Genomic DNA, 13,788 nt, shown 5'->3' with positions numbered 1-13,788 from the left:
ACTTAACTCAACTATCCCTTGAGACGCCCGGACAACAATTTAGGTACTTCAATGCACCAACAACAAATAGCTCTTGATTCCAATACGCGGGAGAAATTGATAGTTTTTTTAAGCTATTTATTGATTGCGCTTCCAATCCTCAGCCTGATCTTGAATTTGACTTCATGGTTACGATTCGGCATTGACATGCCACTTATGGATGATTGGCGTCAGTATCGTAACAACACAATGGGAGACATCGAGCCAAGCTATTTATTTAAGTCCGTCAATGACACATTAAGCCCCGTTGGTTTATTTCTGGATGCGATGGCGTTCAAGTTTTTGGACGGCAACACAATTGCATACCAATTTATATCCATGCTGACAATACTTGGATCACTGCTACTTCTACAGTGGAAACTACTAAAAATATGCGTAGAAAACATATTCGTTAGATCCTGTGCATTCAGTACAACAATTCTGATGCTCCAACCTGATACCTATTGGGGATGGTCAAACTTAGCTTATCACCAAGCCATTCCATTAGTTTGCATTTTAGCATGTCTATATCTGACATTATCGGAACGGTGGCCGGTCAAAAAAACGATCCCTTTAATTATCGGCATTGGTTTTATTTCAGGACTTTCATATATCAGCGGTGCCTTCGCTATTTTAGGATTGAGCCTCACCTTTATTATTACACAGATTTTTATAGCAACATCTAACAAGAGGAGGTTATTAACATCAGGCTTAAGTCTTCTCATTCCAGCAATAGTTACGACTTGTGCGCAACTTTGGGTGATTGTTGGCGTTCAACACGGTACGCATCGAGCCGATGCGCCTATGGCATATCCATGGGAGAGTGATTTCTGGTTTTTTTTGTTAGGCAAAGTCGCACGTTCTTTGATGCTGCCCGTCAACCATCCTCTTTTGTCTCTTAGTGTGACTCTTGTCGCTTTAGCAATTGTTGCCATTACTGTCGTTATTCTCATAAAACAGTGCCGTCGAAAAACTCAATCGCCTGTAAACGCCTCTCTCACTACCGTTATCTCAAGTTTGATTGCAACCATCTCCCTATATTTGTTGTTGATAGCGGCCGGCAGAACAAACCTAAGACCTGAGAATATCACAACCTTCTTAGATATCTTTTCTTTTGGATTTTATCGCTTTCACTTTTACTGGGTAACTTTACTATGGCCATGGATGACGGCAGCCATTTTGATTTGGCTCCTACGAACCAAGCCTAGCGGCATAGCAAAAAACACCACCGCCATTATCTTTACGGCACTGATGCTTTCCGGCATCAAATACACAAATATATTTGAACATAAAGAGTTTTATTTGGCGACAATGCAAAGCCGCCTGGACGGAATCCAATGTCTACAAAACAAAATCCAAGCCAATGAAAACTTGCTTTGCAAACAACTGGAATTGAGTGATTTAAATAAAGCCATCGCAAATGGCAAGCGTACTGGCGCATCATTCTCACGCAATCTTTTCTATATCCCAATTGCACTTGGAACAAATACACCAGCACCACTATATAGACTTTCTGAACATACAAATGAAATCCACCTAACTAATGCTCAGCGGACAAATAATTCGTCCAATGAGATAAAAATCCGGACAGAGATCGATCCTAACTTACTAATAAGGACGGGGAAGCCTGACCAACTCCTTAACTGCCGCTCACTCGAAGTAAATGTCAAAATAAATACTATGGAAAATGATCTCTCTCAATTATTTTTCCTGCCTATTGGAAAATCATCTTTCACTGAGACGGACTCAAAAACCATACCCATCAGCCATAATGACGGTGTGATTTCGTTCAATATGACGAGCGAGAGTGGATTCTTAGATACCCTGCGCTTCGATCCAGTTACAAGTCCGCAACTGCTATCACTGAGCGATCTAGAAGTACGTTGCCGCGAAAATATAACTCACTAATACCTTTTACACTTGACACACAGGGTTCTACAACCATGACCAACAGTAAAGTCATCCCCCTTTTCTCCGCTCCAATAGCTAACGCAGGATTGGACTTTTCTACGCCTATCAAAAATGTTCTAAACAGTCACTGGTATATTCTTGGGGAGGAAGTGAATAAATTTGAAGATGAATTTTCAAATTTTGTTGGTGTGGCGCACTGTATTAGCGTCGCTAATGGATCAGACGCCTTGGAACTCGCGCTTAGAGGTCTTGGTGTACAGCCCAAAGATCGTGTCGTCGCTGTGGCAAACGCTGGTTTCTACGGCAGCACAGCGATTCACGCTGTGGGCGCAACCCCTCTCTACGTTGAAATAGATCCGGTGTCTTTGACACTTTGCCCCAAATCTCTTTCTGCGATTATTGACACTAAACCATCGGCCATTATTGTCACTCACCTCTACGGGCAGCTTGCCAACATCGAGGAAATAGTCAGAATAGCCTCAGCCGCTGGCGTACCCGTTCTTGAAGACTGCGCACAGTCTCACGGGGCACGCCGAAATGGAAAACAAGCCGGCAGTTTTGGTACGGTTGCCTGCTTCAGTTTCTACCCAACAAAAAACCTTGGTGCTTTGGGTGATGGCGGTGCAGTGGTTACGAACGATAGCGATCTAGCCGCAAAAATTAAGCAGCTTCGCCAATACGGCTGGTCACAAAAATACCAGGTAGCAATCCCTGGAGGCCGAAATAGCCGTCTTGACGAGATTCAAGCAGCCATTCTTCGAGTAAAACTACCGCATCTGGATGGCTGGAACGCCCAGCGGCGGTCTATTGCCAAACGCTATAATAATGCCTTTTCCGGGCTCGACCTGCAGCTGCCATCGTCAGTCGCAGAAGACTATGTTGGTCATCTTTATGTTGTGCGGGTCAAGAATCGAACCGCGTTTGCAGCGGCACTTAAAGAACAACTAATAAGCACCGACATGCATTACCCGATCGCCGATCACAACCAACCTGCGTACGTCGTTACCGGATTAACCTCGTTGGAAGAAACTGAGCGTGCATGTGAAACGGTTATTTCACTACCTTGCTTCCCTGGTTTGACTGACGAAGAAGTTGAGCGTGTAATCAACGCAGTAACCGCTTACTTTTCCAAGGAGAAATGACCTTGTTAACGCTGGTGATCCCTGTCTATCGCAACGAGGGCTCAATTCCGGACCTGCTTTCGGAGTTGAGTTCGATGAATAAAGAACTCAACTCTGAATTGGAGGTTGTTTTTGTAATCGATGGCAGCCCTGATCGTTGTTACGAAATTCTGCGTGAATCGCTTCCTAGTGCCGCGTTCAAATCAAAACTGGTGCTTTTAAGCAGGAATTTTGGATCTTTTGCAGCCATTCGAGCAGGGTTGGAAGTCGGTATTGGTGACCGTTTTGCGGTGATGGCTGCAGACCTTCAAGAACCACCCGAATTGGTCGTAACCATGAATACCCGGCTAATCGAAGATAGTTCGACTGATGTTGTCGTAGGGGTAAGAGAGGGTCGTAATGACCCGCTTTTTAGTCGATTGGCGGCTGGATTATTTTGGGGACTCTATCGTCGTTATATCGTTCCTGAAATCCCACCGGGTGGGGTTGATGTCTTTGCGTGTAGCCTGGCCTTCCGGGATGCACTGCTACGGCTGGAAGAAAGGCACAGTTCGCTGATTGCACAAATTTTCTGGTTGGGTTACAAACGTCAGTTGATTACTTATACGCGGCAAGAGCGGCAACATGGAACATCGGCTTGGACACTGAGAAAAAAAATCAATTACTTAATGGATAGTGTTTTTGCCTTTACAGATCTACCTATACGTCTACTGACTAGAGTAGGAGGTGGGACGGCAGTTCTCGCTGCTCTCTTTGGTTTTTTTGTTATATTGTCCAAACTCATAGGTGAGATAACAGTTCCAGGGTATGCCGTTACTATTCTGTCAATTGTATTTTTTGGATCAGTAAATTTATTCGGACTGGGTATCGTAGGTTCCTATGCTTGGCGCACCTATGAAAACACCAAACAACGACCTTTAAATGTGGTTCTTAACACACATGAATTTATGGGTAAACATCCATGAAACATTCAGGTTTTCTTATTGCGCAAGCGGCTCAGTTTAGCCCTACTAGTTTTTTCCATAAGTTTCATAACTCTCTGGGCAATGACCTACTGTTAAGTTTGGAGATCGATGTCGAAAAAGGAAATATCGAACTATTTTCTGACAATGAAAACCAAACAACAGTCTATTATCGCCACCTTCAATGGGACTCTGATTATTTTGGAATTCCAACCTATCGCATTGAACTAATGTGCAGCGAGTCTGTTGCAAAACCGGCAATTGACTCTTATAGAAAATGTATCAGCGAACTTTCAATAAAACTTAAAGAGATTCATGGGAACGCATATTTATTTTGTGAAATTCCCTCCGAAGCCATCTTCGCAATTCAGGCACTTTGCCTATCAGAGTGGCGACTCGTTGAGACTCGCCTGACTTATTATACAGATCAGATCCAAAGTTATAACTATCCAAAGCGCTTTCCTGTAAGAAACGCAACACCAGTTGACATTGAAAATTTGAAATCTACAGCAATGAAATCACGAAATGATTTTGATAGATTTCACGCCGACTATTTTTTCAGTGAGCTGACTGCAGATAAATTTCTAGCAACGTTCGTAGAAAATTCCGTGCATGGATTTGCTGACATCACACTTGTACCCAATCCAGATAAAAACAGCGCAGATGCCTTTCTAACTGCCAATCTACTTCCGGCCAATCCATCAATACCGGATAAATCATCAGCACGCATGATACTGTCTGCCGTAGGTGAAAAACGGCGAGGTTGGTATGTCAAACTTATTTCCGAAATGTCTTACATTTTTAAAGATAAGGGTATAGATGTAGCGTTCATGACTACACAGTCGACGAACAAGGCTGTCATTAGAACATGGGAAAAGCTTGGATACTCCTACGGAAAATCCTCGCACGTATTCGTTAAAGTCATTTGAGGTGTCTTCGTGAACATAATCAAAGCAGGTGCATACATTGCAGATTCCACCATTCTTGAAGATCAAATTAAAATTGGTCACAACGCCGTAATTCTCTCGGGCACAGCCGACAAAATTACAAGAATATGCTACGGAGTAATCATTGGTAGTAACTCGACGATTTATGAGGGCGTAACTATCGGGTCCAAGGCCCTTGTACGGCCTGGATCAGTTGTCAATCGTTCCATCCCTCCACTTGCTGTCGTTGAAGGTAACCCAGCAAAAATCGTGGGCTATGTCGAAACATCTACTTCTCAAGTAGATACTAAAGTCGATAGACTTCCCTTGCCTGGCGTTACTCGAACTTCAGTTAGTGGCGTAAACATTCACAATTTGCCAAATGTACCTGACATTCGAGGTAACCTTACGGTCGGAGAATTTGAAAAGCAGATTCCCTTTTGTACTAATCGCTATTTTTTAATTTATGATGTTCCTACAGCCGAAACGCGGGGCGAGCACGCGCATATCGAATGCCATCAATTCCTGATTGCAGTTAAGGGTACTGTTCATGTTGTGGCCGATGATGGAAAAAGCCGTGAGGAGTTTATACTAGATCGTCCCTCGATGGGAGTTCACTTGCCTCCGATGACATGGGGAATACAGTATCGTTACTCCAATGACGCAGTTTTATTAGTCTTCGCCTCACACTATTACGACTCTGCCGACTATATCCGCAACTATGAAGAATTCGTATCAATCAAGAAAAACATGTTCTTCCAATGACCAACTTATTAAAGAAACTTCACGATTTTAGTTTTACGCGCTTCTTAGCCTCAGGAGCCTTTAACACATTGGTCACATACGCATTATATTTAGCACTGCTAAATATAATGAACTACAAAACCAGCTATACCATAACGTATCTCTTCGGAATTTTATTATCATACATTCTTAATCGACATTTCGTATTCAAAAGCACCGCAGGAGCCCGCTCTATATTGTTATACCCATTAGTATATCTAGCACAATACTTGGTTAGCATGGGAGTGCTGTGGCTGTGGGTTGACTATCTACATCTTAATGAAAAAGCCGCCCCAATTATTGCAGTTATAATTACGATTCCGCTTACTTATTTATTATCCAAGGCTATTTTTTCGAATAAAAAAATCATTAACGGTGAATAACGCTCAATGCTGGAATCAGTGATTTTCGATGATATCTGGCAAGCTGATTTCGGCGAGCGGGCTATCGAGACCCAGTATTTTCCGGCATTCCAGCGTTGTACTTCCATACAAGACAACACACTGGCACATAAGCAAGTATTAAACCTAAGCAACCATCTATTCCTTGCACCCCTACCCACATAGACATGGGAAACAGCCAAAGAAAATTAAGCCCGACCACCCCAAGTGTAACTGTCTTATGTTTTTTAAGTTGCCGAGATGCATACTGGTAGGCGTGACTGCGATGTGCCTGATATACCTTTTCCCCTCGAAGCAAGCGCCGTACGAGTGTCCACGTAGCATCAACGATGAACACACCTAGTAATATCAACCAACTCCAAAGCAGTTGGGGCGCAGCCCACATCGCCTGAATAGACAAGAGCGCAAGAACGATACCAAGAAATCCACTGCCCGCATCCCCCATAAATATCTTCGCTGGTGGAAAATTCCAGCAAAGAAACCCTGTAACTGCTGCCGCCAAAGTCAATGGAGCCCAGATCAGCTCGACATAACCATTAAACCAATAAACCAGGCAAATACCGAGACACACGCTAATCGCCTCAGCGCTGGCCAAGCCATCAATACCGTCCATGAAGTTATAAAGATTTAATACCCAGACCAGATAGAATAGTGCCAGGATATCTCCCACCCAACCTAGATCAACCGAAACATCGAAGATTAAAACAGGAGGGAGGCCATTCAACCAGAACAATGTCCAAGCTCCCGCGATAAAGTGACCCAGCAGCCGCCATCTGGCAGCTATATGTCCGTGATCATCGGCAAACCCAATGACCGCTACCAGTAATCCTGAGCCCAAGAGCGCGATTAGCGCGGGTGCACTTAACAAGCCCAAGGCCGTCAACACAGGAAGAACCAAGGTAAACGCGACGACGATAGCCACCCCTCCTCCACGTGGCGTGGGGACGGAATGAGAGCTGCGCTCGTTAGGTATGTCCATCAAACTCTTCGCCAAAGCATAGTGGCGCAAGACTAGCGTCAAGACCCAGGAAACGGCGAATACCGCTAATAGAAGCCACCAAACAGTCATTTCGTTTGCTTTTCCAGGTAATGGCCAGCGGTCTGACGCATGGCTTTGTCCATGTTGACGGGTGGGGTCCATCCCAGTAAGTCGCGATTTTTACTGATATCGACTTGTAGCGATCCACAAACCCTCTGTGTGACGGCCTGCTTGCCCATTATTGAGGCTGCCAGTTTCAACAACCACTCGGATAGCGGCAGAAGTCTGGCAGGCTTACCCAGCGCCTTGGACAGACGACGCAGCAGGTGAGTTGTAGATAAGTCTTCACCGTCGCTTACCAGAAAGGTTTGGTTGGCGGCTGCAGGATGATCAATACACGTAACAATGAGGCTCACCAGATTTCCGATCGAAACCAGGCTTCGCTGATTTCTAATCGCGCCTAAAGGCAAAGGAATACCTTTGCTAAGCCAGGTCAGCATGCTCAGGAAATTGGCTTTCACGCCAGGACCATAGACCAGCGGAGGACGGATGATCACCACCTCCATGCCGGTATCTCGACCTAATTGCTTTAAACCCTCCTCAGCTTCGTACTTGGATACACCGTACGGATCCTGCGGATTGGGTCGGTCATCGGCTTTGAACGGTTTGCCCGCAACGGTACTTTCGCCATTGACCTTGATTGAACTGACGAAGATGAAGCGCTTTACCCCTGATGCTGCGGCGCGTTGCGCCAAACTGAGGGTGCCTTCCACGTTGATCTTACGATACTCGGCCAACGCGTCTAATGCGGTTTCATTCATGACATGCACTCGAGCAGCGGCATGAATGACTACTTGAACATCATCAAGCGCAGGCAGGGCCTTGGCGTGGATCAAGTTGAACGGTTGGACCGGACAAAGTCCGTTCAAGCGCGTGGCACCGCGTGCAGCTGCGATCGGATAGAACTTCTTATCCACCAACAGCCTGAAAACCACTGCTTCTCCAACAAAACCGCTTGCCCCTGTAACCAATACCTTCAGGGCGGTCATCTAGCCTTATTCCCTATCAACGCAGTAACCCAGCAAATACAAAAGAAAAACACTTTATCCCGCACCCGCCGTCGGCAACGCCAGGCACTGAAGGAAAGCGTCATAAGTTGCCTGCGCCGCAATTTCAGCCAGGTTTGCACAAAAGGATCAGTACCCTGCCCGACCAAGTGCGCAATCAACCGCACCTGATTGAACCACCAACCGTCATGGATGGTTTTGTAACGGGAAATCAGCGGACTCAAACCCTTGTTGGCGCCTACCTGGTTACGCTCGTGTTGGCGATAATCCATGGACGGTTCAGGGTCGATGTACCAGCGGTAACTATGGCTACGGGCGAAGGCGTAGCAATACCAGTCGTGCAAGGTGACATCTTGTAGTTGCTGCCAGTTGGTAAGCATCGAAGCCTTTAGAGAATCCGCGAGGCTTTTGCTCATAACGTAAGTACAACCAGGCCCTGCAGCTTCGAACAAGAAATCCCATTCAACCTGAGGCTGCGCCTTGTCCAGCAAATGGGTTTTACCATCTGGCCAAAAAGCCGTGACGTTACTGGAGTAGGCATCAACATGACGGGATTGAATGACATGGGTCGCACGCTGAAGCTTATTCGTATGCCAGATGTCATCCTGGTCGGCAAAGGCAACGAAGTCGTAACCTTCAAAGTCGACATCGCGGATGAGTCGGAAGAAGTTGCGAGATGCACCACCAAAACTGCCGGTAGCCGGCAAGACCAGAACTTCGGGGTGTTTAGCAGCGTAAGCCGCGCACCACGCTTCGGTACCGTCAGAGGAGGGGTCGATACTGATATGAACGGTGACGTCGACAGCTGACTGGCCGAGGATCGAGGCCAACTGCTCCTCGATCCACTGCATGCCATTGTAGGCAGCCAGCAAAACCGCAACCTTGGGATGTTTTACTGGCATGCCATTCCTGCTTGCACCGGTTAAACGCTACTGCTCGAAAGGATTGATCTTTCGAATCAGTGGGAAGGCGAGTCCAGCAGCTTCTGCAGGTACTGACCGTAGCCAGTCTTCTTCAGGGCGTCGGCTTGAGCGCCCAACTGCTCGGCAGTAATCCAACCGTTGTGGTAGGCAATCTCTTCCAGGCAAGCCACTTTAAGGCCTTGGCGCTGTTCGATGGTGTGCACGAAGTGACTGGCTTCCAGCAACGAATCATGGGTACCGGTATCGAGCCAGGCGAAGCCACGGCCCAGCATTTCGACATTGAGTGTCTTACGCTCCAGGTACGCACGGTTAACATCGGTGATTTCCAGTTCGCCACGCTCGGACGGCTTGATGCTCTTGGCGATCTCGACAACATCGTTGTCGTAGAAGTACAAGCCGGTCACCGCATAGTTGGATTTTGGCTTCAGCGGTTTCTCTTCGATACTCAGCGCCCGACCGGTTTTGTCGAACTCGACAACACCGAAGCGCTCCGGATCGGAAACGTGGTAGCCGAATACGGTAGCGCCATGTTGTTGAGAGCTGGCGGAGCGCAAGTTATCCGAGAAGTGCTGACCGTAAAAGATGTTGTCGCCCAGGATCAGACAGCAAGGATCTTCGCCGATGAACTCTTCGCCAATGATGAAGGCCTGTGCCAGACCATCAGGACTAGGTTGCTCGGCATAAGTCAGCTTGATACCGTACAGGCTTCCGTCACCCAGCAACTTACGGAAACACGGCAAGTCTTCAGGCGTGGAGATAATCAGGACTTCACGCATGCCCGCAAGCATCAATACCGACAGCGGATAGAAGATCATCGGCTTGTCGTAGATCGGCAGCATCTGTTTGGACACGCCGAGGGTCAACGGATGCAGGCGCGTACCCGAGCCGCCAGCGAGGATGATGCCTTTACGATTTGTCGTGCTCATTTATTCAGGACTTCCCTAAGCATTCGGGTTACACCACTTTGCCAATCCGGCAAGTGTAGAGAAAAGTTGTCACGCAGCTTCTGAGTATTCAAACGCGAATTCAGAGGGCGGCGCGCAGGTGTTGGATAAGCCGTCGTTTCAATCGGATTGATCGCCGTTACGGCGAGCTGCTCGCCGTTGTCTTGGGCGAAACCGATCACATGGCTAGCATAGCCGTGCCAGGACACTTCGCCACCGGCCGCCAAGTGATACAAGCCCGATAGCTCGGGACGTTGCAGAACTTGCGGAATGGCCAACGCAGTCACGTCGGCAATCAGGTCTGCACCCGTCGGGGCTCCGATCTGGTCGGCGATGACGCTAAAGGTTTCGCGATCTTTGGCCAGATGCAGCATGGTCTTGGCGAAATTCTTGCCGCGAGCGCCATAGACCCAACTGGTACGGAAGATCAGATGCTTGCAGCCCGACGCGGTAATCGCCTGTTCACCAGCCAGTTTGCTGGCGCCGTAGTGATTCACCGGCGCGACTGCATCTGACTCTTGCCACGGCGTTGAACCCTGGCCGCTGAAGACGTAGTCAGTCGAATAGTGAATCAGCCAAGCACCCAGAGTCTTAGCCTCTTCGGCCATGACTTTGCTTGCCTGACCGTTCACACGGTCGGCCAACTCGGTCTCGGATTCGGCTTTATCGACAGCGGTGTAGGCCGCAGCATTGACGATGACATCGGGTTTGACCTGGCGGATCGTCGCGCGCAAAGCGTCGAGATCAGACAGATCGCCGCACAAACCATCGACAACATGACGGTCCAACGCGATCAACTCGCCAAGCGGCGCGAGGGAGCGTTGCAGCTCCCAGCCCACCTGGCCGTTTTTTCCCAGCAGGAGTATTTTCATGCCTTGTTCGAACGATCTGCGTAGTTCTGATCGATCCACTGCTGATAGCTACCGCTCTTCACGTGAGCGACCCATTCAGTGTTGGTGAGGTACCACTCGACCGTCTTGCGGATGCCGGTTTCGAATGTTTCTTCCGGCGTCCAACCTAGTTCACGCTGAATTTTGCTGGCGTCGATCGCGTAACGCTGGTCATGGCCCGGGCGATCCTGAACGTAGGTGATCAGGCTGGCATGTGGACGGTAAGCAGAATCGGGACGCAGTTCGTCGAGCAGCGCACACAGGGTATGCACCACTTCGATGTTTTGCTTTTCGTTATGACCACCGATGTTGTACGTCTCGCCGATCACGCCTTCGGTCACGACTTTGTACAGTGCGCGAGCGTGATCTTCGACGTACAGCCAGTCGCGGACCTGATTGCCTTTGCCGTAGACCGGCAGCGGCTTGCCTTCCAGTGCATTGAGAATGATCAGCGGGATCAACTTCTCTGGGAAGTGGCACGGACCGTAGTTGTTCGAGCAGTTGGTGACCAAGGTCGGCAAGCCGTAAGTACGGCTCCAGGCGCGAACCAGGTGATCGGAACTGGCTTTGCTGGCGGAGTAAGGCGAGCTTGGCTGATACGGTGTGGTTTCGGTGAAGAGGTCTTCCGGACCCTCGAGGTCTCCGTAAACTTCGTCAGTCGAAATATGGTGGAAACGGAAGTTGGCTTTACGCGCATCATCCAGCGCCGCCCAATAGTGGCGTGCAGCTTCCAGCAGGGTGTAAGTGCCGATGATGTTGGTCTGGATGAATTCAGACGGGCCGGAGATCGAGCGATCGACGTGAGACTCTGCGGCCAGGTGCATGATCGCATCCGGTTGGTGTTCACGCAGGACACGGTCGACCTGATCGCGGTCGCAGATGTCAACGCGCTCGAAAACGTAACGCGAGTTCTGGCTAACTTCGGCCAATGACTCAAGGTTACCGGCGTAAGTAAGCTTATCGACGTTAACGACAGCGTCGGTAGTGTTGGAGATGATATGACGGATGACTGCCGAGCCGATAAACCCGGCGCCGCCGGTTACTAGAATTTTCACGCGAGAACCATACCCTTGAGTTACTGACAGGGCCGCCAACCGAGCACTGTCTAATCCATGAATGCAGAAGCCATCAACTCAGCTGAGGCCTCTGACAGAGTCAGTTTGAACCGACATGGGCATATGCCACTATCGGACAAGCGCAGCATTTTACAGCTTAATGACGGTTTTACTAATGGATATAGACAAGCTGTGGCTAAAGTTTAGTGCGCCTTGCGCGTCATGCCGCAATCAGACAAGGCGCTTGCGTGAGACTCTGGCCGTACGCCCCAGAAACCAGCCCAGAATCGGCCCAATCACCATCCCGATCAGCAGCGCAACAACCATGATCAGCGATACCGGAAGTTGCGGCCCCGCCCAACCCAGGAACAGCAGGGAAACCGATTGTTGATTTTCCAGGACAAACGCCAGAACCGCCAGAATCAGCAACAGGATAACTACGCCAAGGAGTACACGCTTGAGGTTACGCATGCGCCGACCCTTTAGTTATGGAGGTCAAAACCTTCCTCCTCTTCCTCGTTCACCCGATCACGCAGTTCCTTGCCTGGCTTGAAATGCGGCACGAACTTGCCGTCGAGGCTGACGGACTGACCGGTTTTTGGATTGCGACCTACACGCGGCGCGCGGTAGTGCAAAGAGAAGCTACCAAACCCACGGATCTCGATGCGATCACCGGTGGCCAGGCATTGGGACATTTGTTCAAGCATGGTCTTGATGGCCAGCTCCACATCCTTGGATGAGAGCAGCCCTTGATGGGTGACAATTCGTTCGATCAACTCCGACTTCGTCATATTTTTCCCTTCTTTTTCAAGCAGCTAGATCAGCGCTTCAAAGGTTTTAGCACGCCCGGATCAATTTGAACAGCCCGAGTTTTTGACATTCTCCACCCGCAATGAGATGCCCTATTCCAGAGCAGCGGAACACTGGTCGTGCACTCTCGCCCTCATCTACAGATCACCAGCATGGTGCGCGTCAGATAACCCGCAGGATTAAAGCCAAAGGGGTACTCATCTTCGTCTTTGGCATCATCGGACCTGGCTACAACTTTGTATCCCGCCGCCTTGCACTCCTTGTTCGCTCGCTTGCGACACTTCTCCCATCCCGACCCCAGTCCTGAACAATCAATCTCGATACCACTGACCCCACGCACCGCGTGAGTCTTGGCATTAGTGCCACAACCTGCCAGTGTCAGTACCGCTATGACGACAATGAGCTTGTTCATTCACTTCCTTAGGCCGGACACGCCGCCCGACGGTCGTTCGCTTCAGGCTAAAGACTAGCTGCAAATAAATGATTGATCCGATTAAAGAAAGAGACAACTTGCGGGGACGATTGGTTTCACGGCAAACAATCGCAGCGCCGCGAAACCATCAGAATCACCAAATCACAGGCACAAAAAAGGGCGACCGAAGTCGCCCTTTTTCTATGGTCTGACAGAACTTAGTTCTGTTTTTCCATTTGTGCACGCAACAGGTCGCCCAGAGTGGTAGGACCAGCAGCGATGCTATCCGAAGGCTTGTCTTTCAAGCTCTGGATTGCTTCTTTCTCTTCAGCATCGTCTTTCGACTTGATGGAGAGCTGGATTACGCGGCTCTTGCGGTCAACGCTGATGATCTTGGCTTCTACTTCCTGGCCTTCTTTCAGAACGTTACGCGCGTCTTCAACGCGATCACGGCTGATTTCGGAGGCTTTCAGAGTCGCTTCGATAACGTCGGCCAGAGTGTTTATTGCGCCGTTAGCGGGAAAATATTTAACGATGCCGTTAAAGATTTCGCCATTGTGGTTGTCTTGAACCGAATCGGTGAAAC

At 48.8% G+C, this 13,788-nt stretch carries 16 protein-coding genes; 6 read left to right on the top strand and 10 right to left on the bottom strand.

Translation table 11 applies throughout. From position 1 onward, the window contains the following. Positions 1-51: 51 nt before the first annotated feature. From ACIQU2_RS02640 to ACIQU2_RS02615, 6 genes are read left to right on the top strand one after another with little or no spacing between them, the layout of a single operon-like run. Positions 52-1,926 (top strand): hypothetical protein, encoded by a 1,875-nt coding sequence (locus tag ACIQU2_RS02640; protein WP_403138364.1) that lies wholly within the window; start codon positions 52-54, stop codon positions 1,924-1,926. Positions 1,927-1,961: 35 nt separating this feature from the next. Then, a complete protein-coding gene (locus tag ACIQU2_RS02635; protein ID WP_403138361.1) occupies positions 1,962-3,071 on the top strand; it encodes a DegT/DnrJ/EryC1/StrS family aminotransferase in 1,110 nt (369 codons plus the stop codon). Beyond that, entirely contained in the window at positions 3,068-4,015 is a 948-nt protein-coding gene (locus ACIQU2_RS02630; protein ID WP_403138358.1) for a glycosyltransferase family 2 protein, read from the top strand. The genes ACIQU2_RS02635 and ACIQU2_RS02630 overlap by 4 nt, the downstream gene beginning before the upstream one ends. After that, on the top strand, positions 4,012-4,941 hold the full coding sequence (locus ACIQU2_RS02625) for a hypothetical protein (RefSeq protein ID WP_403138356.1): 930 nt from the start codon (positions 4,012-4,014) through the stop codon (positions 4,939-4,941). The genes ACIQU2_RS02630 and ACIQU2_RS02625 overlap by 4 nt, the downstream gene beginning before the upstream one ends. 9 nt (positions 4,942-4,950) lie before the next feature. Then, entirely contained in the window at positions 4,951-5,703 is a 753-nt protein-coding gene (locus ACIQU2_RS02620) for a WxcM-like domain-containing protein (protein WP_403138354.1), read from the top strand. Continuing rightward, positions 5,700-6,104, top strand: coding sequence for a GtrA family protein (locus tag ACIQU2_RS02615; RefSeq protein WP_403138352.1), 405 nt, complete (start codon positions 5,700-5,702; stop codon positions 6,102-6,104). Before ACIQU2_RS02620 ends, ACIQU2_RS02615 begins: the two co-directional genes overlap by 4 nt. A gap of 61 nt (positions 6,105-6,165) precedes the next feature. Here ACIQU2_RS02615 and ACIQU2_RS02610 read toward each other — a convergent pair whose 3' ends face one another. From ACIQU2_RS02610 to ACIQU2_RS02565, 10 genes are all read right to left on the bottom strand, one after another. Next, positions 6,166-7,191 carry a glycosyltransferase family 4 protein gene (locus tag ACIQU2_RS02610; protein ID WP_403138349.1) on the bottom strand — a complete coding sequence of 342 codons (1,026 nt, stop codon included), beginning with the start codon at positions 7,189-7,191 and terminating at the stop codon, positions 6,166-6,168. Next, positions 7,188-8,150 (bottom strand): UDP-glucose 4-epimerase family protein, encoded by a 963-nt coding sequence (locus ACIQU2_RS02605; RefSeq protein ID WP_403138347.1) that lies wholly within the window; start codon positions 8,148-8,150, stop codon positions 7,188-7,190. The genes ACIQU2_RS02610 and ACIQU2_RS02605 overlap by 4 nt, the downstream gene beginning before the upstream one ends. Then, positions 8,147-9,070, bottom strand: a complete 924-nt coding sequence (locus tag ACIQU2_RS02600; RefSeq protein WP_403138344.1) for a glycosyltransferase — start codon at positions 9,068-9,070, stop codon at positions 8,147-8,149. The genes ACIQU2_RS02605 and ACIQU2_RS02600 overlap by 4 nt, the downstream gene beginning before the upstream one ends. A gap of 56 nt (positions 9,071-9,126) precedes the next feature. Continuing rightward, a complete protein-coding gene (gene rfbA, locus ACIQU2_RS02595; RefSeq protein WP_272605244.1) occupies positions 9,127-10,017 on the bottom strand; it encodes a glucose-1-phosphate thymidylyltransferase RfbA in 891 nt (296 codons plus the stop codon). Then, positions 10,014-10,907: a dTDP-4-dehydrorhamnose reductase gene (gene rfbD, locus ACIQU2_RS02590; RefSeq protein WP_403138341.1), complete on the bottom strand. Its 894-nt coding sequence runs from the start codon at positions 10,905-10,907 to the stop codon at positions 10,014-10,016. Before rfbD ends, rfbA begins: the two co-directional genes overlap by 4 nt. Next, positions 10,904-11,980 carry a dTDP-glucose 4,6-dehydratase gene (rfbB, locus tag ACIQU2_RS02585; protein ID WP_403138340.1) on the bottom strand — a complete coding sequence of 359 codons (1,077 nt, stop codon included), beginning with the start codon at positions 11,978-11,980 and terminating at the stop codon, positions 10,904-10,906. Before rfbB ends, rfbD begins: the two co-directional genes overlap by 4 nt. A gap of 231 nt (positions 11,981-12,211) precedes the next feature. Continuing rightward, complete coding sequence (locus ACIQU2_RS02580) at positions 12,212-12,451, bottom strand: LapA family protein (protein WP_403138337.1); 240 nt, start codon at positions 12,449-12,451, stop codon at positions 12,212-12,214. Positions 12,452-12,462: 11 nt separating this feature from the next. Beyond that, a complete protein-coding gene (gene ihfB, locus ACIQU2_RS02575; RefSeq protein WP_054051920.1) occupies positions 12,463-12,771 on the bottom strand; it encodes an integration host factor subunit beta in 309 nt (102 codons plus the stop codon). 152 nt (positions 12,772-12,923) lie between these two features. Then, positions 12,924-13,202 carry a hypothetical protein gene (locus tag ACIQU2_RS02570; RefSeq protein WP_403138335.1) on the bottom strand — a complete coding sequence of 93 codons (279 nt, stop codon included), beginning with the start codon at positions 13,200-13,202 and terminating at the stop codon, positions 12,924-12,926. Between the two features lie 218 nt (positions 13,203-13,420). Beyond that, the coding region (locus ACIQU2_RS02565; RefSeq protein WP_403138333.1) for a S1 RNA-binding domain-containing protein at positions 13,421-13,788 on the bottom strand (368 nt) is incomplete at its 5' end.

It is taken from the genome of Pseudomonas sp. NPDC098740, assembly GCF_044760065.1.
In the GTDB taxonomy this organism is placed as follows: domain Bacteria; phylum Pseudomonadota; class Gammaproteobacteria; order Pseudomonadales; family Pseudomonadaceae; genus Aquipseudomonas; species Aquipseudomonas rossensis.
The sequence above is the reverse complement of the archived record's forward strand: the minus strand, read 5'-3'. Positions and strand labels throughout refer to the sequence as shown.